The organism is Bacillus sp. FSL W8-0223, assembly GCF_038006805.1.
GTDB classification, from domain to species: domain Bacteria; phylum Bacillota; class Bacilli; order Bacillales; family DSM-4216; genus Bacillus_O; species Bacillus_O smithii.
In genome coordinates, this window is record NZ_JBBOVX010000001.1 from 1,465,629 (window position 1) to 1,487,302 (window position 21,674).

The window sequence follows — 21,674 nt, forward strand, 5'->3', positions numbered from 1 at the left end:
TTTATTCAGAATACAAAGGTTTGTTTTGAAGGTAAAAAGAAGCGCAAAGACTCTGGTAGTATGAGTAAAGGAAGTGAAATGATGAGCTTTTTTCAAAAACTAAAATCAAAATTTACGAAATCAACGGATACTGTAACAGAAAAATTCAAGAGCGGTTTGTCGAAAACAAGAAATGGATTTTCGAGTAAAATCAACGATTTGATCGCCCGCTATCGGAAAGTGGACGAGGAGTTTTTTGAGGAATTGGAAGAAATTATGATCAGTGCCGATGTCGGTGTTCAAACCGTGATGGAACTGGTGGAAGAGCTGAAAATGGAGGCCAAACGCCGTAAAATTCAAGACTCTGCTGAATTGCAAGATGTGATTGTGGAAAAACTCGTGGAGATTTATCAAGGGGGAGATGAAACCCTTCATGACCTCAATCTCCAGAAAGACAGTCTGACAGTTATTTTATTTGTCGGCGTGAATGGGGTCGGCAAAACGACAACGATAGGGAAGCTGGCCCATAAATTTAAAAATGAAGGAAAATCAGTGCTTCTGGCTGCAGGTGATACGTTCCGCGCCGGAGCCATTGAACAATTGGAAGTATGGGGGGAAAGGGTCGGAGTCGATGTGATCAAACAGACTGAAGGTTCGGACCCAGCTGCTGTCATGTTTGACGCCATCAAAGCAGCAAAAGCGAGAAAAGTAGACGTTCTCCTTTGCGATACGGCTGGACGCCTGCAAAATAAAGTGAACTTGATGAAGGAATTAGAAAAAGTGAAACGCGTGATCGAAAGGGAAGTGCCCGGGGCTCCTCATGAAGTGCTTCTCGTTTTAGATGCCACAACCGGCCAAAATGCACTGATCCAAGCAAAAACCTTTAAAGAAGCTACCCAAGTCACAGGAATTGTGTTGACCAAGCTGGATGGCACGGCGAAAGGGGGCATCGTGCTGGCGATACGAAATGAATTGCAAATTCCGGTAAAATTTGTTGGACTTGGTGAAAAAATGGATGATTTGCAGGAGTTTGATGTTGAAAAGTATGTATACGGATTATTTTCCGACCTTATGAAAGAGGATTCCACCAACTGACGTTTTGGGGGAGAGGCAGGAATAAAGGCTTCTTCTAATACCGTTTGAGCCGCAGCTGGGACTATCCGGTCAGATGGAAATAAACAGTCTATGGCTCAAACGGTTTTTCGCTTTTGAAATAAGGGGAATGGGAGCTCCATGAGTTCCTTTATCGCCAAAAAGCGCTTTATATTCTGTCGTCAGGCACATGCAAGGGAATTTCCTTGACATTTGAAGTCATTCAAAGTACACTGAAATAGTGTAAAGGAATTCCACTTAACAACGAAAAGAGGGGAATGGCATGCTGGAAAAAACAACGAGAATGAATTTCTTGTATGATTTTTATCAATCGTTGTTGACTCCAAAGCAGCGTAATTATATGGCCCTCTATTACCTCGATGATTACTCGTTGGGGGAAATAGCAGAAGAATATGGTATAAGCCGTCAAGCGGTTTATGATAACATTAAACGGACAGAAGCCATGCTGGAAGAATATGAAGAAAAATTGTCTTTATTCAAAAAGTTTCAAATGAGGACTGAACTGTTTCAACAATTAAAGAATGCCATCTCTTCTGACAACCATTCAAAAGAGCAGTTGCTCGAGTTGGTGGAACAATTGGAGAGGTTGGAGTAGATTTTTTATAAAGAAAGGAGGCGGCAGCATTGGCTTTTGAAGGATTGGCCGAGCGTTTGCAAAACACCATTCAAAAAATCCGCGGCAAAGGAAAAGTATCCGAAGCGGATGTGAAAGAGATGATGAGAGAAGTTCGTTTAGCGCTTTTGGAAGCAGACGTCAACTTTAAAGTTGTAAAGGACTTTGTAAAAAAAGTGAGCGAACGCGCCGTTGGCCAAGAAGTGATGAAGAGTCTGACTCCCGGCCAACAAGTCATCAAAGTCGTTAAGGAAGAATTGACCGAGCTGATGGGCGGTGAACAGAGCCAAATTGCCGTTGCGAAGCGCCCTCCGACTGTTGTGATGATGGTCGGTCTCCAAGGAGCGGGGAAAACGACGACAACAGGCAAGCTGGCTAACCTTTTGAGGAAAAAATACAACCGCAAGCCGTTGCTGGTCGCTGCGGATATTTACCGTCCTGCTGCCATCAAGCAGTTGGAAACTCTCGGCAAACAGCTGAATATGCCTGTCTTTTCTCTCGGCGATCAAGTCAGCCCGGTGGAAATTGCCCAAAAGGCGATTGAAAAAGCAAAAGAAGAGCATTATGACTATGTTTTAATTGATACCGCCGGTCGGCTCCATATTGATGAAAATTTGATGGAAGAATTAAAACAAATCCAGTCTTTGACCAAGCCTGAGGAAATTTTTCTTGTCGTTGATGCGATGACAGGGCAGGATGCTGTCAATGTCGCTCAAAGCTTTGATGAGCAGCTTGGCATCACCGGCGTCATCTTAACCAAGCTGGACGGGGATACACGCGGAGGGGCAGCCTTATCGATTCGTTCGGTAACCGGCAAGCCCATCAAATTTGCCGGAATGGGCGAGAAAATGGATGCTCTTGAACCTTTCCATCCGGAACGAATGGCATCGCGCATTCTCGGAATGGGAGATGTGCTGACATTAATTGAAAAAGCGCAGGCTTCCGTTGACGAAGAGAAAGCAAAACAGCTTGAACAAAAAATCCGAACGATGTCATTTACACTCGATGATTTTCTTGACCAATTGGGCCAAGTCCGCTCGATGGGTCCACTCGATGAATTATTAAAAATGATCCCCGGAATGAACAGGATCAAAGGGCTGAACAACATTCAAATTGATGAAAAGCAAATCAGCCATGTGGAAGCGATTATTCGCTCAATGACAAAAGAAGAGAAAGAGCATCCGGAAATTATCAACTCCAGTCGAAGAAAACGTATCGCAAAAGGAAGCGGTACAACCATTCAAGAAGTCAATCGGCTGTTGAAACAATTTGAAGAAATGAAAAAAATGATGAAACAAATGACCAGCATGCAAAAAGGAAAGAAAAAGGGCTTCAAATTCCCTTTTATGTAACGCGATGAGCGGCCCGTAACTATTTCACCCTTTTCATGTGAGATCTATGATGTTTTACTTTTACGGGTCTTGATCTAAACACTTTTAAATTGTAAGTTTTTTGAGGCAATATTCATGTGTTAAGAAAAAACACTTTACAAGCAATAGGATTTTTTGATAACATACTATCTTGTGTGAAACTATTCGGAGGTGCATTAATCATGGCAGTAAAAATTCGTTTAAAACGTATGGGGGCAAAAAAAGCTCCGTTCTATCGTATTGTAGTGGCAGATTCTCGTTTTCCTCGCGATGGCCGTTCTATTGAAACCATCGGAACATACAATCCGTTGACTCAACCGGCTCAAGTCGAAATTAACGAAGAATTGGCGCTTAAATGGTTGCAAAACGGTGCAAAACCGTCTGACACAGTTCGCAACCTTTTCTCTCAAAAAGGAATTATGGAAAAATTCCACAACGCTAAATACGGCAAATAAGAATAATTGAATTCATTCTTGCCGTTGACCAACCTTTCGCGGACCACTCGGAAAAAGCTCCGTGTCGATCCGCGAAGAAAGGTTTCTAGCCTTTCCAATGGACCGGCTGATACCGGAAAAGTGGTTGAAAAATACGGACGTATGGTGAAAACCATCCGGACTGTTCTTTAGGCAGCTAGTGCTGATATAAAGGAAAAAGTATATTTGGAAATTGCCGAAAAAGGGAGGGAAAACCTCCCTTTTTGTATAGGACTCATGGTCAGCCTATTGGGGGCAATCTCGGAGGTGTCCCGATGGAAATTATCCAAAAAGTGGTCGTTAAGCAAGTATTAACGGAAAAAAGCAAAGAGTTGCTAATCCAAAAATACTCGGAAAAAATCGAGCAGCTGGAAAAGGAATGTGCTCAGCTTCAATTTGAGCAAAAAAAGGTAGAAAAAGAAAAAAAATTCTCCCTTGCGCAAGTTCGTGCCTACTTCGGAAAGGAAATCGACAAACGAAGAGAAAAAATCAAGCAATATGAATTTCAACTTCAACAATTGGATTTATTGCCGCTTGGAAGCGAAATAAAAGAGCAGGAATTGGAGACGATTGTAACAGTGGAAATTGGAGACCGTTGGGATGAAGTGGCAAAAGGGAAAACGATTGTCGTGAAAGACGGAATAATTATTGACATTCGTGAGGGGTGAAAGAATGGAGAAATGGTTCAATATCGGTAAAATCGTGAATACACACGGAATCAAGGGAGAAGTGCGGGTGCTCTCCCGTACCGACTTCCCGGAAAAACGCTATAAAAAAGGCAATACTCTCTATTTATTCCTCCCCGGACAAACGGAAGGAATTCCGCTCGTGGTGAATAGTCATAGGACTCATAAGTCATTCGATCTTCTTTCATTTGAAGGTTATGAAAGCATCAACGATGTGGAAAAGTTTAAAGGTGCGATGTTAAAGATTCCTGAAAGCCAGCAACACGAATTGGAGGAAGGGGAATATTACTTTCATCAAATCATTGGCTGTCAAGTAAAGACGGAAGATGGCGACCCGGTGGGAATCGTAACGGAAATTCTTACACCGGGAGCCAATGATGTCTGGGTGGTAAAAGACTCCAATGGAAAAGAATATTATATTCCGTATATTGAGGACATCGTGAAGAAGGTAGATATTGACGAAAAAATCATTATAATCCATCCAATGGAAGGACTGCTGTCATGAAGATTGATATTTTAACATTGTTTCCGGAAATGTTTGACGGTGTCTTGTCATCTTCCATTCTAAAAAAAGCGGCAGAAAAGCAAATTGTCACTTATCATGTAGTCAATTTCAGAGAATTTTCTAATGACAAGCATCAATCAGTAGATGATTATCCATACGGGGGCGGCGCCGGGATGGTATTAAAACCACAGCCCATTTTCGACGCCGTCGCCCATTTGAAACAAAAAAGCGAAAACACTCAGCCAAGAGTGATCCTTATGTGCCCCCAAGGCGAGAGATATACGCAGAAAAAAGCGGAAGAGCTGGCCGAAGAAGACCATTTGATTTTAATTTGCGGACATTATGAAGGCTATGATGAACGTATTCGGACGATCGTTACCGATGAAATTTCCATTGGCGATTTTGTGTTGACTGGAGGCGAAATCGGTGCGTTGGCAGTTGTCGACAGCGTTGTAAGACTGCTTCCCGGAGTTTTAGGCAATGAGAATTCACCGATTATGGACTCTTTTTCCTCTGGATTGCTGGAACATCCTCATTATACACGCCCCGCCGACTTTCGTGGGTTGAAAGTTCCAGACGTACTGTTGTCCGGAAATCACCGATTGATTGAGCAATGGCGGATGAAGGAGTCGCTGCGAAGAACTTGGGAAAGAAGGCCTGACTTGTTAGAAAATTATCCATTAACTCCAGAGCAAAAAGAATGGCTGCAAGAATGGGAAAAGGGGAATTACTCGTCCAACGACTCTTAAAAACGTACTGGCAAAATTTCTAATTGCTGCTTGATTTGCGGTTGGCGATATGATAAGATTTAGCTTGTGATTTGAACGAAATATTTCGTTCTTTTCGTTTGAAAACGATGTTCCGCTGCAAACGATCGATCTGCAAGAGCATCTGTTGGAAGGAGTTGAATACGATGCACCATTTAATTGATGAAATTACAAAAGAACAACTTCGCAATGATATTCCGGATTTCCGTCCAGGGGATACTGTACGCGTACACGTGAAGGTTGTAGAAGGAAATCGCGAACGTATCCAAATTTTTGAAGGTGTTGTAATCAAACGCCGCGGCGGCGGAATCAGCGAAACTTTTACTGTACGTAAAGTTTCTTACGGTGTAGGGGTTGAACGTACATTCCCTCTTCACACACCAAAAATTGCGAAGATTGAAGTTGTGCGTCGCGGTAAAGTTCGTCGTGCGAAACTTTACTATTTGCGTAACTTGCGAGGAAAAGCTGCTCGTATTAAAGAAATTCGATAATAGAACGATCTTTGCAAAAAGGAGCTTGTATTCAAGCTCCTTTTTATGTCCCAATACATACTGCATGCCGTTCCAAATGGTGGCAAAAATATTTTAAATGAAGTAAAATAAATGCCATGTATGGATTCTTCAGACGAAGCTTCGTTTTATGGATGACCAAGTACACTGTGTGAATAACGCTTCAACAAATAATAAGAGTTGCGGCAGGAAAACGTATAGATCAGATCATATTTCCGTTTTTTCTGCTTGAATTAATAGAAAAACAAACGCCGTTTTTCCTCGAAATTTGTGTGGCAATGGTCCGAGGAAACAGCATGCAGGCGCAATTTTGATTCTATATAGGCATTGGGTGGTGGACAATTTGGCAAAACAGAAAAATGAATTATGGGAATGGACAAAAGCTCTTTTAATCGCGGTGGCTCTCGCGGCGATTATTCGTTACTTCGTTTTTGCTCCTATTGTGGTTGACGGACTTTCGATGATGCCGACACTACATAACGGAGACCGTATGATTGTCAATAAACTTGCGAAACCCAAACGATTCGATATTGTCGTATTTCACGCACCGGAAGGAAAAGATTATATTAAACGAGTGATCGGGCTTCCGGGAGATAGAATCGAATATAAGAATGACAAATTGTATATTAATGGAAAATACTATAAAGAACCCTATTTAGACAAATACAAAAAAGAAGTGACGGACGGCCCTTTAACACAAGATTTTACTTTGAAAGAAATTATTGGCCGCGATACAGTACCAAAAGGAGAGATTTTTGTCTTAGGGGACAATCGCCGATTCAGCAAAGACAGCCGCCATATCGGGACGATCAAAATGGATAAAATAGTAGGAGAGACAAAGTTTATTTATTGGCCGATTAAAGATTTCGGAATAGCCAAATAGCCTGTTTTTTGTACCAAAGGGATGTTTATTTGTCATTCCATTAAACCCTGTTTTCTGAATCGCGGATTCATCTTAGAATTTCTCGTTGGGATAAGCTTGGCTTGATCAAAAGCACTTCATCTCATAGCTAAGCTTATCAGAAACCATTCAGATAGGAGGTGAAATCATGACGATACAATGGTTTCCTGGCCATATGGCAAAGGCGAGGAGAGAAGTGACCGAGAAACTTAAACTTATTGATATCGTTTTTGAGCTGGTAGATGCTCGTTTGCCTCTGTCTTCACGAAATCCGATGATCGATGAAATCATCCAGCAAAAACCTAGAATCATTTTATTGAACAAAGCGGATTTGGCTGATTCGGAATGGACGAAAGAATGGATCGCTTACTTCAAGAGTCGCCAATTGCCCGCCATTGCAATAAACTCTCAAGAGGGTCAGGGACTTTCCCAAATAATGAATAAGACAAAAGACCTGTTGAAAGAAAAATTTGAGCGAATGAGAGCAAGGGGGATCAAGCCCCGTGCTGTTCGTGCGATGATTGTCGGTATTCCAAATGTGGGGAAATCCACTCTGATTAATCGGCTGGCTAAACGAAACATTGCCAAGACAGGCAATACACCAGGGGTGACGAAAGCTCAACAATGGATAAAAGTGGGGAAGGAACTGGAACTTTTAGATACCCCAGGTATTTTATGGCCTAAATTTGAAGATGAGGAAGTAGGATATAAATTGGCGCTAACGGGGGCCATAAAAGATTCGATCATTAATTTGCAAGATGTTGCAGCTTATGGACTGCGATTTTTAAAGGAGCATTATCCCGAGCGTCTGACAGAGCGATACCAGATTGACCCTCATTTGGAAATCATCGAAATGTTTGATGCCATTGGAAAACTGAGAGGCTGCCTGCTAAAAGGCGGAGAAATTGATTACGATAAAACTACTGATATTATCATCCGCGATATCCGTTCTGAAAAGTTAGGGAAATTGACATTTGATTTTCCGGAAAATCACCTTTCTTAAAGATATTTGCGGCGTAACCCCTTTTCTTTTTAACCTGCCTGTGAGGGAATAAAGACGAAGCTTTTTGGGGAGAAGCTGAATTTTTTCCATATGGACGCTTCAAAGTTAAATGAATCGGACGATGTCCACGACAGACTCAAGACCCTCTTAGCGGGTCTTTATTTTTTATTGTGAAAAGCCGATAATAAAACCAAGAGGGGACATGCCCCTTATCCAATATCGAGCATTTTCTGATGAAATTCAGCTGACGATTCGAAGTTTTGGATGTTTATTCTGTCCTTTTATCCAGATAGAAAGAAAAGGGATTCTTAGAATAGAAGTAATAGTTTTGAAAGATTTCCGTTCCATTTCAAAAAGGAGGAGACGGTATATGAGCCTGACAATTGGGGAAATCAAAGAAAAAATCAAAGAGATCGAGTCTGAGGATGACCCGTTATTTCGGGAATGGCTGCGTGATGAGCGAAAAGGAGTGCAAAAACTGATTCAGGCTTGGTATAAAGAACAAGAAAAGAAACAGAGAGAAAAAGAACAATTTCGATCACTATTTACTTATGAAAATAAAGCCAAAAAAAAAGGTTATTCGATTATTGCCGGGATCGATGAAGTTGGCAGAGGGCCGCTTGCCGGACCCGTTGTAGCGGCGGCGGTCATTTTGTCGGAAGATTTTTATTTGCCGGGTCTCAATGATTCTAAAAAACTGAGTAAAGCAAAACGAGAATCCTATTATACATATATTAAACAACATGCAGACATAGGAATCGGGATTGTGGACCATAAGGAAATTGACCAATTGAACATCTATCAAGCGACAAAAAAAGCAATGCAGATGGCTGTACAATCGCTCACTCGAACTCCGGATTATTTGCTGATCGATGCCATGACTCTCCCGCTTTCTGTTCCTCAAGAATCTATTATAAAAGGAGACACTAAAAGTGCTTCGATTGCCGCCGCATCGATTGTTGCGAAAGTGGTAAGAGACAGGATGATGGAACAGTTCGCAAAGAAGTACCCCTATTACGGATTTGATCAAAACATGGGCTACGGAACGAAGGAGCATCTCGATGGTTTGAAAATATACGGCCCTTCAGACATCCATCGCCTATCCTTTTCTCCGGTGAAAGAAATCGTGGAGAGCCTAAAAGGGGAGAAGATTCATTGAATATTTTGCAAAGTATTGTTTCCCTCAAAGGGATCCCTCAGGAAAGACAAGTCCATTTTCAGACAGGAGAAATGTTTTCGGCCAAAATTGTCCGGTGGCTTCCGCAAAATATGGCAGAAATCAATATAAAAGGACAAAAGATGTTCGCTAAAATGGAAGTTCCGCTCCAAGCCGGAGAACGGTACTGGTTTATAGTAGCCACGGTGAAAAATGGTTTGCACTTAAAAGTGCTTGCCAATGCAGCAGAAATGGGGACGGACCCTAAACTTGCGGCCGAAAGTCTTGTGAAAAAACTTTCTCTTCCCGTTTCTCCGGAGATCAAGGCGATTGCAGAAAAAATGGCGGCTGAACAATGGGTGCTGACAAAAGAAAAAATGGAAAATGCAGCCCAATGGCTGAAGCTGACGGATACAAAAGCAGGGCTTGACATTTTAAAGTTGATGATGGATCGTTCCCTCCCATTTACGAAAAGCGTCTTTAATTCATTGATGTCAGTAATGGGGGAGACGGGCAGCACCCATTCATTGTTGTCGGCATTAAGGGAACAGATGGCGTCTTCATCGCCTGAAGGAGATCTTGTGCCCCCATTGATGAACACGCTTCATCAAATAAAGGATCCTTCCACAAAATTATTGGCAATGAAGTTTTTCCAAAAGTTTCTTGCGCTTCTGGAAAGCGGCGGTCCATCCGAACAAGATGCCGCAGCTGATTTGCTTCAAAAGTGGGGATTTTTGCCGAAAGAAGAACAAAACGGTGTTCGACTGTCCGATTTGGCGATCAAATGGCTGAATTCTTTATTTTCTTCTTCAACGGATGATGATTCCTTTCAACGGCTTTTTTCATCGGGGGAGATTGGAAGAAAACAGCTTTCATCCTTTTTATCCCGGCTGGATCCCGCCCAGCAAGAATTGGTTCGTGATATTTTGCGTGAGAGTGGATCGAAACAGTCGCAGACAACGGAATGGGCTGAAAAAGTTTATTCGGCATTGCTGAAGGAGGCGGCATCCATTCCGGAAAACGGTGAAATCTCATTAAAGAAACTGGCTGCTTTGCTGACAGTTTCGGAAGGCCAGCTGCTAAAACTAGTGGAACAGGAGGCTGACCGTACGAGACAGCTTCCCTTAGATAGCTTAAGCGAAGGGGAAAAACTGTTCCAAGGCTTGTGGGAAAAAGTAAAACAAGAGACGGAAAATCATTTAACAGGCAAGGATGCTTTTGCTCTCTTGAAAACGATGATGAAATTATTGGGCGCCGATTACGAATCCAACCTTTTATCTTTCACTGAAAATTGGAAAGAAGTTTTAAAACCACAGCTGGCCGATCTTGTAAAAGACCAGGCTTCCGGAGAGATCAAAGACAGCGCCGAAAAACTATTGGCGAGGCTGAATGCATACCCGATTTTATCAAACGATCTGGGAGCCGCTCAAACCATTGTCATGAATTTTCCTCTTTCTTTTTTCGGGCTCAACACAGATTTGACGATAAAATGGTCTGGAAAAAAGAACAAAGACGGAAAGCTTGACCCGGACTATTGCCGAATTCTTTTTTATTTGGATTTGAAAAATTTAAAGGAGGTTGTTGTCGATATGCAAGTTCAAAACCGTATCGTCACTCTCCTTATAATGAACGACAACCCGGAACTAAAAACGATTGCCTCTCCGCTTCTATCCAACTTAAAAGAAGGATTGCAACAGATTCGCTACCAATTATCTTCTGTCCAGTTTAAACCTTTAGATGAAAAAAACGGGAAAATGATCCTTCAGGAAATGATGCAAGATCCATTTTCGACCGGAGTGAATATTTTGATATGAAAAAAGAAAACGGAATAAAACGAAAACAAGCAGCTGCTCTTTCTTATGATCCTCATAAGCATCAAGCTCCAATTCTTATCGCTAAAGGGTCGGGCAAAACGGCTGAGGCGATTATTGAAAAAGCTAAAGAAAACCATATTCCCATTCAAGAAGACCGTAATTTAGTGGAATTGCTTTGCAAACTGGAATTGTCTACAGCGATACCGGAAGAACTGTATCAAGCAGTTGCAGAAGTTTTTGCCTTTATTTATCGGTTGGATAAAGCAGAGAAAGAAGGGCATAATGAGTGAACCGGCGGAATGCCGGTTCTTTTTCGCAATTATTAAAGTAAAAGAGAAGAATAGGGACATAAAATACAAAAAAAAAGACATAAATGCTGATAAAATGAGAGAAGAGCTAGACAAATAGTCAGAGTTTTTATAAAATAAACAATACGCAGTCCATTATTGGTTGTTAATAGGAGGATGGAATGAATGAATATCCATGAGTACCAAGGAAAAGAAATACTCAGAAAGTATGGGGTGGCGGTTCCAAACGGCAAAGCGGCTTTTTCTGTGGAAGAAGCAGTCGAAGCCGCTAAAGAACTGGGGACGGATGTTTGGGTTGTGAAAGCGCAGATTCATGCTGGGGGACGTGGAAAAGCAGGCGGCGTCAAAATTGCGAAAAACTTAGATGAAGTTCGTACATATGCGGAGGAATTGTTGGGGAAAACACTTGTCACACATCAAACTGGTCCAAAAGGCAAAGAAGTAAAGCGCTTACTTATTGAAGAAGGCTGCGATATAAAGAAAGAATATTATGTGGGGATCGTGCTGGACCGTGCCGCTTCCCGCGTTGTATTAATGGCTTCAGAAGAAGGCGGTACGGAAATAGAAGAAGTGGCTACGAAGACACCTGAGAAAATTTTCAAAGAGACGATAGATCCATTAACGGGATTAACACCTTTCCAAGCCCGCAGGATTGCTTTCCATATCAACATTCCAAATGAACTGGTGAATCAAGCGGCGAATTTCATGCTGGGTCTTTACAAAGTATTTGTTGAGAAAGACTGTTCCATTGCAGAAATTAATCCGCTTGTTGTGACCGGCGACGGAAAAGTCATGGCGTTGGATGCAAAGCTTAACTTTGACTCAAATGCTCTGTATCGCCATAAAGATATCCTTGAATACCGCGATTTAGACGAAGAAGATCCAAAAGAAATCGAAGCTTCTAAATATGATTTAAGCTACATTTCTCTTGAAGGCAATATCGGTTGCATGGTAAATGGAGCTGGTCTTGCGATGGCAACTATGGATATTATTAAATATTACGGCGGTGAGCCAGCGAATTTCCTCGATGTCGGGGGCGGCGCTACAGCTGAGAAAGTAACGGAAGCCTTTAAGATTATATTATCTGATCCCAATGTAAAAGGGATATTTGTCAATATTTTTGGAGGCATTATGAAATGCGACATCATCGCGACGGGTATTGTCGAAGCCGCTAAAGAACTTGGCTTGCAAGTTCCGCTTGTGGTACGTCTAGAAGGAACCAACGTGGATCTAGGCAAGAAAATTTTAAATGAATCTGGTCTTCATATTATAGCCGCAGAATCCATGGCGGATGGAGCACAAAAAATAGTGGAACAAGTAGGTTAAGAAAGGCGGGGAAAAAATGAGTGTATATGTGAATAAAGAAACAAAAGTCATTGTTCAAGGAATTACCGGATCTACTGCTCGATTTCATACAAAACAAATGCTGGAATATGGTACGAAAATTGTGGGCGGTACTTCACCTGGTAAAGGTGGCACGGAAATAGAAGGGGTGCCCGTATTTAATACTGTGAAAGAAGCCGTGGAAACCACCGGGGCAAACGCATCGGTTATTTATGTACCTGCGCCTTTTGCTGCCGACGCGATTATGGAAGCAGTAGATGCCGAACTGGAATTGGTCGTCTGCATCACAGAGCATATTCCCGTTTTGGATATGGTTCAAGTAAAACGCTTTATGGAAGGAAAGAAAACACGGTTAATTGGTCCCAACTGTCCAGGCGTTATTACACCGGAAGAATGCAAAATTGGCATTATGCCCGGATATATTCATAAAAAAGGCCATGTCGGCGTCGTTTCCCGGTCTGGAACTTTAACGTATGAAGCTGTGCACCAATTGTCACAAGCCGGTATTGGCCAATCTTCAGCCGTCGGGATCGGAGGAGATCCTGTCAACGGAACGAATTTTATTGATGTTTTAAAAGAGTTTAATCATGATCCCGACACTTATGCCGTCATTCTGATTGGAGAAATCGGTGGTACCGCAGAGGAAGACGCGGCCCGCTGGATAAAAGCCAATATGAAAAAGCCGGTTGTCGGATTTATCGGTGGAAGGACGGCCCCTCCGGGTAAACGTATGGGTCATGCCGGCGCGATTATTTCAGGCGGCAAAGGGACGGCGGATGAAAAAATCCGCGTGATGAAAGAATGCGGCATTAAAATAGCGGATACGCCGGCGAAAATAGGCGAAACATTGATTGAAGCCATTAAAGAGGCAGGACTGTACGAACAATGTAAGACCCATTGACCAAAATGAAGTTTAAACAGACAATCTTTTTTTGTCAAAATACTTGTAATAGTCGGCCGTTGGGAAAAGCAATCGGTGGTTCTGCAACCAACCATTGCTGAAAAGTCCCAACGGCTTATCAAGCTTAACTAGGAGTAAGAATATTTCTTAGTACAAGATTGTTTCGGTGCTTAATTTAGTAAAAAGTTCGTTTTCTACCGTTCCGTTCCTTTAGATGCCTCAATGTATTGACCCCAATTTGTAAAAAGGACGCTGTATTAAGAACCAATCAGACATTCGGAAGAGTTTCCCCATTGAACCAATATTAGACTTGCCAATATTGAAGAAGGGGCTTCCTGCCCGTTCATGTGCGATAAAGGAAACTTCCGTCAAGAGACCGGTGATGGTTAGTTGAACCAAAAAAGGAGGACTTTTATGGATGAATTGTCGCAAAAACTGTTTCATTTATCTCATTGCCCGTCGATGACTTGGAACAGAATCTTTCGCCTGTTAAAGGCCGATCCTTCGTTGAAACATATCTACTCTTATTCTGCCCGCCATTTCAGTGAAGTTTTGTCCATCCCCTTGGAAAAATCTCTTCAGATTTATCACGAAATCCATTCCTTTGACATTCATCGATCGTTGAATATATATAATCTTTATCAAATTAAGTTTTTTCCCATATATGATTCTAATTATCCTCGCTTGTTAAAGCAAATCCCCACTCCGCCTTGGGGTCTTTATGCAGCAGGAGATTCCCGGCTTTTATCTGATGAGAAAAAGATTGCGTTTGTTGGATCCAGAAAAGGAAATGATTATGGAAAAAAAGTCATCTCCGAGTTTATACCGCCGTTGGTAGAGGAAAAATTTATTATTGTCAGCGGTTTGGCTTCCGGTATTGATTCCTTCAGCCACCAAGCGGCCTTACAAGCTGGCGGGAAAACCATTGCTGTACTTGGCGGCGGCTTTTTTCATCTTTATCCGAAAGAAAACGCTCCTTTAGCGAAACTTATTGCGGAAAAAGGGCTTTTAATTTCAGAATATCCGCCAAATAGGAAACCGAAAAAGTGGCATTTTCCGGAACGAAATCGAATTATTAGCGGTATGACGATTGGTACGGTGGTCATACAGGCAGGAAAGCGGAGCGGATCTTTGATCACCGTTCAGCATGCTTTGGAGCAAGGAAAAGAAGTGTTTGCAGTCCCCGGCGCCATTTTTGATCCCCTTTCCGAAGGCACACATGATTTAATTGCGGATGGAGCTCATCTCGTTAGAAACGCCGAAGATATTATAAAGGCTTTTTAAATGGAGGCAAAGAAAAAAATTTCAACATAAAAATGAAAATAGGAATTTTTTCATCCACAACGGATTATGAATGAAAAACAGATTTTTTATGTAAAAAGGTTGCATTTCTTTTCATTCTGTTATACATTGTGCAACAGAATACTCGCAAACAAGTTTCCAAAATTATGAAAACTGAAAAACGAGAGAAAACATTACAAACGGAAGATGCCTCTAATCAGTGGGTATATCTTTCGTATAAATGTTTCCATTTTTACCCGTTAGGGGAGGTTTACACATGTCAGATTATCTCGTAATAGTGGAATCCCCAGCAAAAGCAAAAACCATTGAAAAATATTTGGGGAAAAAATATAAAGTGAAGGCTTCCATGGGGCATGTCCGCGATTTGCCTAAAAGCCAAATGGGAGTTGATATAAAAAATCGTTTTGAACCAAAATATATTACTATTCGCGGAAAAGGCGCCATCTTAAAAGAGCTGAAATCAGCAGCCAAAAAGGCGAAAAAAGTTTATCTTGCCGCCGACCCGGACCGTGAAGGAGAAGCCATTGCATGGCATCTGGCTCACAGCTTAAACCTTGATATAGACTCTGATTGCCGTGTAGTTTTTAATGAAATCACAAAAGATGCCATTAAAGAATCTTTCAAACATCCACGGCCGATCAATATGGATTTGGTCGATGCCCAGCAGGCGCGCAGGGTGCTGGATCGTCTCGTAGGGTATAAAATAAGCCCGCTGCTTTGGAAGAAAGTAAAAAAAGGATTGAGCGCAGGCCGAGTTCAATCGGTTGCACTTCGGCTTATCATCGATCGAGAAAAAGAAATTCAGAATTTTAAGCCGGAGGAATATTGGACGATCGAAGCAGTCTTTCGAAAAAATAGCGATCGTTTTCAAGCTTCGTTTTACGGGATCGATGGAAAAAAACAGGATGTGAAATCAGAGGAGCAAGTAAAGGAAATTTTAGCCAAACTTAACGGAGAAGAATTCACGGTTGATAGCGTTACGAAAAAAGAACGAAAACGAAACCCTGCTCCGCCTTTTACCACATCTTCTTTACAGCAAGAAGCTGCCAGAAAGCTTAATTTCCGTGCGAAGAAAACAATGATGATCGCCCAGCAGCTTTATGAAGGGATTGATCTGGGAAAAGAAGGCACGGTCGGTTTGATTACGTACATGAGAACCGATTCGACACGTATATCGGAAGTGGCTCAGAAAGAATCTTTACAGTATATAGAAGAACATTTTGGAAAAAACTATACTCCAACGGAAAAGCGAAAAGAAAGAAAGCAAACAAATGCCCAAGATGCCCATGAAGCGATTCGGCCTACCAGCACATTTAGAGAGCCGGCGAAAATAAAAGAATATTTAACCAGAGATCAATTTAAACTGTATAAACTGATTTGGGAGCGTTTTGTAGCTAGTCAAATGGCTCCTGCGATCATGGATACCATCAGTGTGGATCTTCTGCAAAATGGGGTCATGTTTCGGGCAAATGGTTCGAAAATAAAATTTCCGGGATTTATGAAAGTTTATGTGGAAGGAACGGACGATAACAAAGAAGAAAAGGAAAATTGGTTGCCTGATTTACAAAAAGGTGATAGAGTAAATTCGGAAAAAATTGAACCTGTACAGCATTTTACACAACCACCGCCAAGATATACGGAAGCTCGTTTAGTGAAAACGCTGGAGGAGCTTGGAATTGGACGGCCATCCACCTATGCTCCTACTCTTGATACGATACAAAAACGAGGCTATGTGTCTTTAGATAATAAACGCTTTGTTCCCACAGAGCTTGGCGAAATTGTCTATGAATTATTGCTTGAGTTTTTCTCGGAAATTGTAGATGTGGAATTTACGGCCAATATGGAAAAGGAATTGGATGAAATCGAAGAAGGAAAAGTAGAGTGGATCAAAGTCATAGATGATTTTTACAAAGGCTTTGAAAAACATTTGGATAAAGCAGAACAAGAAATGGAAAAAGTAGAAATAAAAGATGAGTATGCCGGGGAAGATTGCGAACGATGCGGAAGCCCGATGGTATTTAAAATGGGCAGATACGGAAAGTTTATGGCCTGCAGCAATTTTCCGGAATGCCGAAACACTAAGCCGATAGTGAAAGAAATCGGAGTGAAATGCCCGAAATGCCATAAAGGAAATATAATAGAAAGAAAAAGCAAAAAAAGCCGGATTTTTTACGGCTGCGACCGTTATCCGGAATGCGATTTTCTTTCATGGGATAAACCGATTGATCGTAAATGCCCGAAATGCGAAGGACTGTTAGTAGAAAAAAAATTAAAAAAAGGTGTGCAAGTTCAATGTACACAGTGTGAATATAAAGAACAACCGCAACAATAAATGGAATTTGGCTGCATGATTGAATGTGGGCGTTCTTTGTCCTTTCGTTCCGAAAATGCCTGCAGCAAAAGCAGTCCGTAAAACAGCCTCGTGTGAGGAATGTTAAGATTCCAATAAGATCACGGAAGGGTGGGCAAAATCGCTCACTCTTTCTTCGTGGTAAGCAAAACGCTTTTTTTGACGATTCAGCTGTTGTAAAATCCATACGGGATAAAGAAGAGACAGTAAAACGATAAGGTTCATCTATCAGGAGGCAATATAAATATGACACAAACAGTAAATGTAGTAGGAGCCGGTCTTGCCGGAAGCGAAGCCGCGTTCCAAATCGCAGAACGGGGATTAAAGGTCAATCTTTATGAAATGAGGCCGGTCAAACAAACACCGGCTCATCATACCGATAAATTTGCGGAACTGGTATGTTCCAACTCTTTGCGGGCCAATACGCTTACCAATGCGGTAGGCGTACTAAAAGAAGAAATGAGGGCACTCAATTCCGTTATCATTCGTTCTGCTGATGATTGCCAGGTACCTGCAGGCGGAGCGCTTGCGGTTGACCGCCATGAATTTGCGGCCAACGTGACAGAACGAGTCAAAAACCACTCGAACGTGACAGTTTTTACGGAAGAAGTGACTGAAATACCAGAAGGCATCACGGTTATTGCGACCGGTCCTCTGACCAGCCCCTCGTTGTCAGAAAAATTAAAAGAGCTGACTGGCGAAGATTATCTTTATTTTTATGATGCCGCGGCGCCGATCATTGAGAAAGAAAGCATCGATATGGACAAAGTATATTTAAAATCGCGCTATGATAAAGGGGAAGCGGCCTACTTAAACTGTCCGATGACGGAAGAAGAATTTAATCGTTTTTACGAAGCGCTTTTGGCGGCGGAAACCGTTCCTCTCAGAGAGTTTGAAGAAGAAAAATATTTTGAAGGCTGCATGCCGGTGGAAGTGATGGCGCGAAGAGGGAAAAAGACGCTGCTGTTTGGACCTTTAAAACCAGTTGGATTGGAAGATCCTCGAACGAATAAACGCCCGTTTGCCGTTGTGCAATTGAGACAGGATGATGCTGCTGGAACATTGTATAATATTGTTGGATTCCAAACTCATATGAAATGGGGACCGCAAAAAGAAGTCATCCGTTTGATTCCTGGATTAGAAAATGCGGAAATTGTCCGCTATGGTGTGATGCATCGAAATACATTTATTAATTCTCCGAAGGTGTTAAAAGCGACCTATCAATTTCGTAAACGGGACACTCTATTTTTTGCGGGACAAATGACGGGGGTCGAAGGTTATGTAGAATCAGCTGCCAGCGGATTAGTGGCAGGATTAAACGCTGCAAGACTGGCGAAAGGCTTAGACCCTGTGGAATTTCCTGCTGTTACGGCGATTGGCAGTATGGCACATTATATTACGACTGCTAATCCGGACCATTTTCAACCGATGAATGCGAACTTTGGATTGTTTCCTGTACTTCCGAAGAAAATTCGTGATAAAAAAGAAAGAAATATGGAATACGCACGCCGAGCATTAGAAACAATTCATAACTTTGTGAAAAGTTTGTAGAAACATTGCAAGGGCTGCTGATATATGTTACTATTTAGTAGCCCTGTGAGGTGTCCAACATGGAAGATGAGTTGAAGTTCTTTTTGCAGTATTTGCAAATAGAAAAAAACTACTCCGAATATACAATTGACAATTATCGCCGTGATATCGAGCAGTTTTATAAGTTCATGATTGAGCAAAGTATCAAAAAGGTCGAGGATGTGGAGTATATAGATGCCCGGCTTTTTTTGACGAAGTTATATGAAGAGCAAATGGCTAGAACGACCGTTTCTAGAAAAATATCCAGTTTAAGAAGTTTTTATCGCTTTTTAGAAAGAGAAAATAAGATTACTGGAAATCCATTTTTACTTGTGTCCCAGCCTAAAAAAGGAAAAAGGCTGCCTGACTTTTTTTATGATGAAGAAATGCAAGCTTTATTTGCTGCTTGTGAAGGCGAGGAACCCCTTGCCATCCGAAATAAAGCGTTGCTGGAACTATTATACGCCACCGGAATTCGCGTAAGCGAGTGTGCTAATATTCAAATGAATGATATTGATTTCGAATTGTGTACACTTTTAGTGAAAGGAAAGGGAAAAAAAGAAAGATATGTCCCTTTTGGCAGTTTTGCCGAAGAAGCCATCAAGCGTTACATACAAAAATCTAGAAGCATACTTATACAAAAAAATGACCATCAACATTCCGCCTTATTTGTGAATGCCCGCGGTGGACCATTAACGCCCAGGGGCATACGGCATATTTTAAATCAAATCATAAAAAAAGCATCATTGTCTGGAAAAATTCACCCTCATATGTTAAGGCACACCTTTGCAACGCATATGTTGAATAATGGGGCGGATTTGCGAGCGGTTCAGGAATTGTTGGGCCATTCTCATTTATCGTCTACTCAGTTGTACACACATGTGACGAATGAGCATTTGCGAAAGAGTTACTTAAATCATCATCCTCGGGCTTAGTCCGGATAAGGAGGAAGGACAGTGAGCAATTTTCATGCGACAACCATTTTTGCCATACAGCATAATGGTCAATGTGCAATGGCGGGGGATGGCCAAGTCACGTTTGGCGAAGCCGTAATCATGAAACACACGGCTCGAAAAGTCAGAAAAATTTTCAACGGACGTGTGCTTGCTGGTTTTGCCGGAAGCGTAGCGGATGCCTTTACTTTATTCGACATGTTTGAAGGAAAGCTTCAAGAGTATAATGGAAATCTGCAAAGGGCTGCTGTGGAGCTTGCCAAAGAATGGCGAAGCGATAAAGTGCTTCGAAAATTGGAGGCCATGTTGATTGTCATGGATCAAAAAGATCTTCTACTCATCTCTGGAACAGGGGAAGTCATTGAACCGGATGACGGTGTTTTGGCGATTGGTTCCGGAGGGAATTATGCACTGGCTGCAGGCCGTGCCTTAAAAAGATTTTCTGGAAATGAGCTTTCGGCGAAAGAAATTGCGAGAGCGGCTCTTGAAATTGCCGGTGAAATTTGCGTCTATACGAATGACCATATTATAGTGGAAGAGCTGTAAAGGGGTGAGTTTCCATGAAAAAAAGCGCTCTGGAATTAACGCCAAAACAAATTGTCGATCGGCTTGATCAATATATCATCGGGCAAAAGGAAGCGAAGAAAGCAGTGGCGGTGGCACTGAGAAATCGATATCGCCGCAGTTTGCTTCCGGATCATGTTCGGGATGAAATTATTCCGAAAAATATTTTGATGATTGGACCGACAGGAGTCGGTAAAACGGAAATCGCTCGACGAATTGCCCGAATAGTCGGAGCTCCATTTGTCAAAGTAGAAGCGACAAAATTCACGGAAGTCGGATATGTGGGACGTGATGTTGAATCAATGGTCCGTGATCTGGCGGAAGTTTCGGTCCGTATGGTAAAAGAAGAAAAAATGCTGGGGGTAAAAGAACGTGCAGAAGAAGCGGCAAACAGGCGGCTTGTTGAACTGCTCGTTCCCGGCAAAAACAATTCCCATCACTATAAAAATCCTTTTGAAATGATATTCGGCAGCAGCACAGAAATGGAATCAAATCAAGCGGGCGACACGGATAATGATCAAAATATCCACGAAAAGCGCAAGAGAATTGCCGAAAGGTTGGCAAAAGGGGAATTGGAAGACGAACTGGTCACCATTGAAATTGAAGAACAACAACCTTCCATGTTCGACCTTCTGCAAGGGTCCGGAATTGAACAAATGGGGCAAAACTTCCAAGAGGCCCTTGGCAGCCTTATGCCAAAGAAAAAGAAAAAACGAAAAATGCCGGTGAAAGAAGCGCGGAAAGTACTCACCAATGAGGAAGCTCAAAAATTAATTGATATGGACGAAGTCGTTCAAGAAGCCATCTATCGTGCTGAACAGACTGGCATTATTTTCATCGATGAAATTGATAAAATCGCCAATAAAAATGGAACCTCTTCTTCTGCCGATGTATCGAGAGAAGGTGTTCAAAGAGATATTTTGCCAATCGTAGAAGGCTCGACTGTGACGACCAAATATGGTTCAATTAAAACGGATTATATTTTGTTCATTGCGGCGGGTGCTTTCCATATGGCAAAACCGTCTGATCTCATACCGGAACTTCAGGGCCGCTTTCCGATCAGGGTAGAACTGCAAAAGTTGTCTGTAGAAGATTTTCAACGCATTCTTGTTGAACCTGATAATGCTTTGATTAAACAATATCAAGCATTATTGGAAACGGAAGGTATAAAAATAGAATTTTCTGACGATGCTATAAAAAGAATCGCTGAACTTGCATTTAAGGTTAATCAAAATACTGATAATATTGGAGCCAGAAGACTTCAAACCATCATGGAAAAATTGTTGGAAGACTTATCCTTTGAAGCACCGGATATCAATTTGGAAACGATCCAAATCACTCCTCAATATGTGGATGAAAAATTAGCAGCTATTTCAAAGGATAAGGATTTAAGCCAGTTTATACTCTAGTTTGAATCTTCTTGACAGAGTTATAAAATAGGGAAAATGCAACGTTCATACCATAAATAAAAATTGAATAGTATTAGGAGGAACA

21 protein-coding genes are annotated in these 21,674 nt (G+C 41.8%); all 21 read left to right on the plus strand.

Annotation, left to right across the window (positions count from 1 at the left end; all coding sequences use genetic code 11):
* Window positions 1-81: 81 nt before the first annotated feature.
* Window positions 82-1,074 (plus strand): signal recognition particle-docking protein FtsY, encoded by a 993-nt coding sequence (gene ftsY, locus NST81_RS07215; protein WP_048623142.1) that lies wholly within the window; start codon window positions 82-84, stop codon window positions 1,072-1,074.
* Between the two features lie 280 nt (window positions 1,075-1,354).
* A complete protein-coding gene (locus NST81_RS07220; protein WP_003354549.1) occupies window positions 1,355-1,687 on the plus strand; it encodes a putative DNA-binding protein in 333 nt (110 codons plus the stop codon).
* Window positions 1,688-1,716: 29 nt separating this feature from the next.
* Window positions 1,717-3,057 carry a signal recognition particle protein gene (ffh, locus tag NST81_RS07225; protein WP_003354550.1) on the plus strand — a complete coding sequence of 447 codons (1,341 nt, stop codon included), beginning with the start codon at window positions 1,717-1,719 and terminating at the stop codon, window positions 3,055-3,057.
* 200 nt (window positions 3,058-3,257) lie between these two features.
* The gene (rpsP, locus tag NST81_RS07230; protein ID WP_003354551.1) at window positions 3,258-3,530 is read left to right on the plus strand and encodes a 30S ribosomal protein S16; all 273 of its coding nucleotides are present in this window, start codon (window positions 3,258-3,260) and stop codon (window positions 3,528-3,530) included.
* Between the two features lie 293 nt (window positions 3,531-3,823).
* A complete protein-coding gene (locus NST81_RS07235; protein ID WP_048623143.1) occupies window positions 3,824-4,216 on the plus strand; it encodes a YlqD family protein in 393 nt (130 codons plus the stop codon).
* Window positions 4,217-4,220: 4 nt separating this feature from the next.
* Complete coding sequence (gene rimM, locus NST81_RS07240) at window positions 4,221-4,739, plus strand: ribosome maturation factor RimM (RefSeq protein ID WP_048623144.1); 519 nt, start codon at window positions 4,221-4,223, stop codon at window positions 4,737-4,739.
* Window positions 4,736-5,488: a tRNA (guanosine(37)-N1)-methyltransferase TrmD gene (trmD, locus tag NST81_RS07245; RefSeq protein WP_048623145.1), complete on the plus strand. Its 753-nt coding sequence runs from the start codon at window positions 4,736-4,738 to the stop codon at window positions 5,486-5,488. Before rimM ends, trmD begins: the two co-directional genes overlap by 4 nt.
* Window positions 5,489-5,652: 164 nt before the next feature.
* Window positions 5,653-5,997, plus strand: a complete 345-nt coding sequence (rplS, locus tag NST81_RS07250) for a 50S ribosomal protein L19 (RefSeq protein WP_003354556.1) — start codon at window positions 5,653-5,655, stop codon at window positions 5,995-5,997.
* A gap of 361 nt (window positions 5,998-6,358) precedes the next feature.
* Complete coding sequence (gene lepB, locus NST81_RS07255) at window positions 6,359-6,898, plus strand: signal peptidase I (protein ID WP_040341500.1); 540 nt, start codon at window positions 6,359-6,361, stop codon at window positions 6,896-6,898.
* Between the two features lie 166 nt (window positions 6,899-7,064).
* Entirely contained in the window at window positions 7,065-7,919 is an 855-nt protein-coding gene (ylqF, locus tag NST81_RS07260; protein ID WP_048623146.1) for a ribosome biogenesis GTPase YlqF, read from the plus strand.
* A gap of 370 nt (window positions 7,920-8,289) precedes the next feature.
* On the plus strand, window positions 8,290-9,078 hold the full coding sequence (locus tag NST81_RS07265; protein WP_048623147.1) for a ribonuclease HII: 789 nt from the start codon (window positions 8,290-8,292) through the stop codon (window positions 9,076-9,078).
* Entirely contained in the window at window positions 9,075-10,889 is a 1,815-nt protein-coding gene (locus tag NST81_RS07270) for a hypothetical protein (RefSeq protein WP_048623148.1), read from the plus strand. Before NST81_RS07265 ends, NST81_RS07270 begins: the two co-directional genes overlap by 4 nt.
* On the plus strand, window positions 10,886-11,179 hold the full coding sequence (locus tag NST81_RS07275) for an EscU/YscU/HrcU family type III secretion system export apparatus switch protein (RefSeq protein WP_048623149.1): 294 nt from the start codon (window positions 10,886-10,888) through the stop codon (window positions 11,177-11,179). The genes NST81_RS07270 and NST81_RS07275 overlap by 4 nt, the downstream gene beginning before the upstream one ends.
* Window positions 11,180-11,362: 183 nt before the next feature.
* A complete protein-coding gene (gene sucC, locus NST81_RS07280; RefSeq protein WP_048623150.1) occupies window positions 11,363-12,523 on the plus strand; it encodes an ADP-forming succinate--CoA ligase subunit beta in 1,161 nt (386 codons plus the stop codon).
* Between the two features lie 16 nt (window positions 12,524-12,539).
* A complete protein-coding gene (gene sucD, locus NST81_RS07285; RefSeq protein WP_048623151.1) occupies window positions 12,540-13,442 on the plus strand; it encodes a succinate--CoA ligase subunit alpha in 903 nt (300 codons plus the stop codon).
* Between the two features lie 414 nt (window positions 13,443-13,856).
* The gene (gene dprA / locus NST81_RS07290; RefSeq protein ID WP_048623152.1) at window positions 13,857-14,726 is read left to right on the plus strand and encodes a DNA-processing protein DprA; all 870 of its coding nucleotides are present in this window, start codon (window positions 13,857-13,859) and stop codon (window positions 14,724-14,726) included.
* Window positions 14,727-15,000: 274 nt separating this feature from the next.
* Window positions 15,001-17,076, plus strand: a complete 2,076-nt coding sequence (gene topA / locus NST81_RS07295) for a type I DNA topoisomerase (protein WP_048623153.1) — start codon at window positions 15,001-15,003, stop codon at window positions 17,074-17,076.
* Between the two features lie 264 nt (window positions 17,077-17,340).
* On the plus strand, window positions 17,341-18,645 hold the full coding sequence (gene trmFO, locus NST81_RS07300; RefSeq protein WP_048623154.1) for an FADH(2)-oxidizing methylenetetrahydrofolate--tRNA-(uracil(54)-C(5))-methyltransferase TrmFO: 1,305 nt from the start codon (window positions 17,341-17,343) through the stop codon (window positions 18,643-18,645).
* A 59-nt stretch (window positions 18,646-18,704) separates the two neighbouring features.
* On the plus strand, window positions 18,705-19,598 hold the full coding sequence (xerC, locus tag NST81_RS07305; protein ID WP_003354568.1) for a tyrosine recombinase XerC: 894 nt from the start codon (window positions 18,705-18,707) through the stop codon (window positions 19,596-19,598).
* 21 nt (window positions 19,599-19,619) lie between these two features.
* On the plus strand, window positions 19,620-20,162 hold the full coding sequence (hslV, locus tag NST81_RS07310; protein WP_003354569.1) for an ATP-dependent protease subunit HslV: 543 nt from the start codon (window positions 19,620-19,622) through the stop codon (window positions 20,160-20,162).
* A 14-nt stretch (window positions 20,163-20,176) separates the two neighbouring features.
* The gene (gene hslU, locus NST81_RS07315; protein WP_003354570.1) at window positions 20,177-21,589 is read left to right on the plus strand and encodes an HslU--HslV peptidase ATPase subunit; all 1,413 of its coding nucleotides are present in this window, start codon (window positions 20,177-20,179) and stop codon (window positions 21,587-21,589) included.
* The last annotated feature ends 85 nt before the right edge of the window (window positions 21,590-21,674 follow it).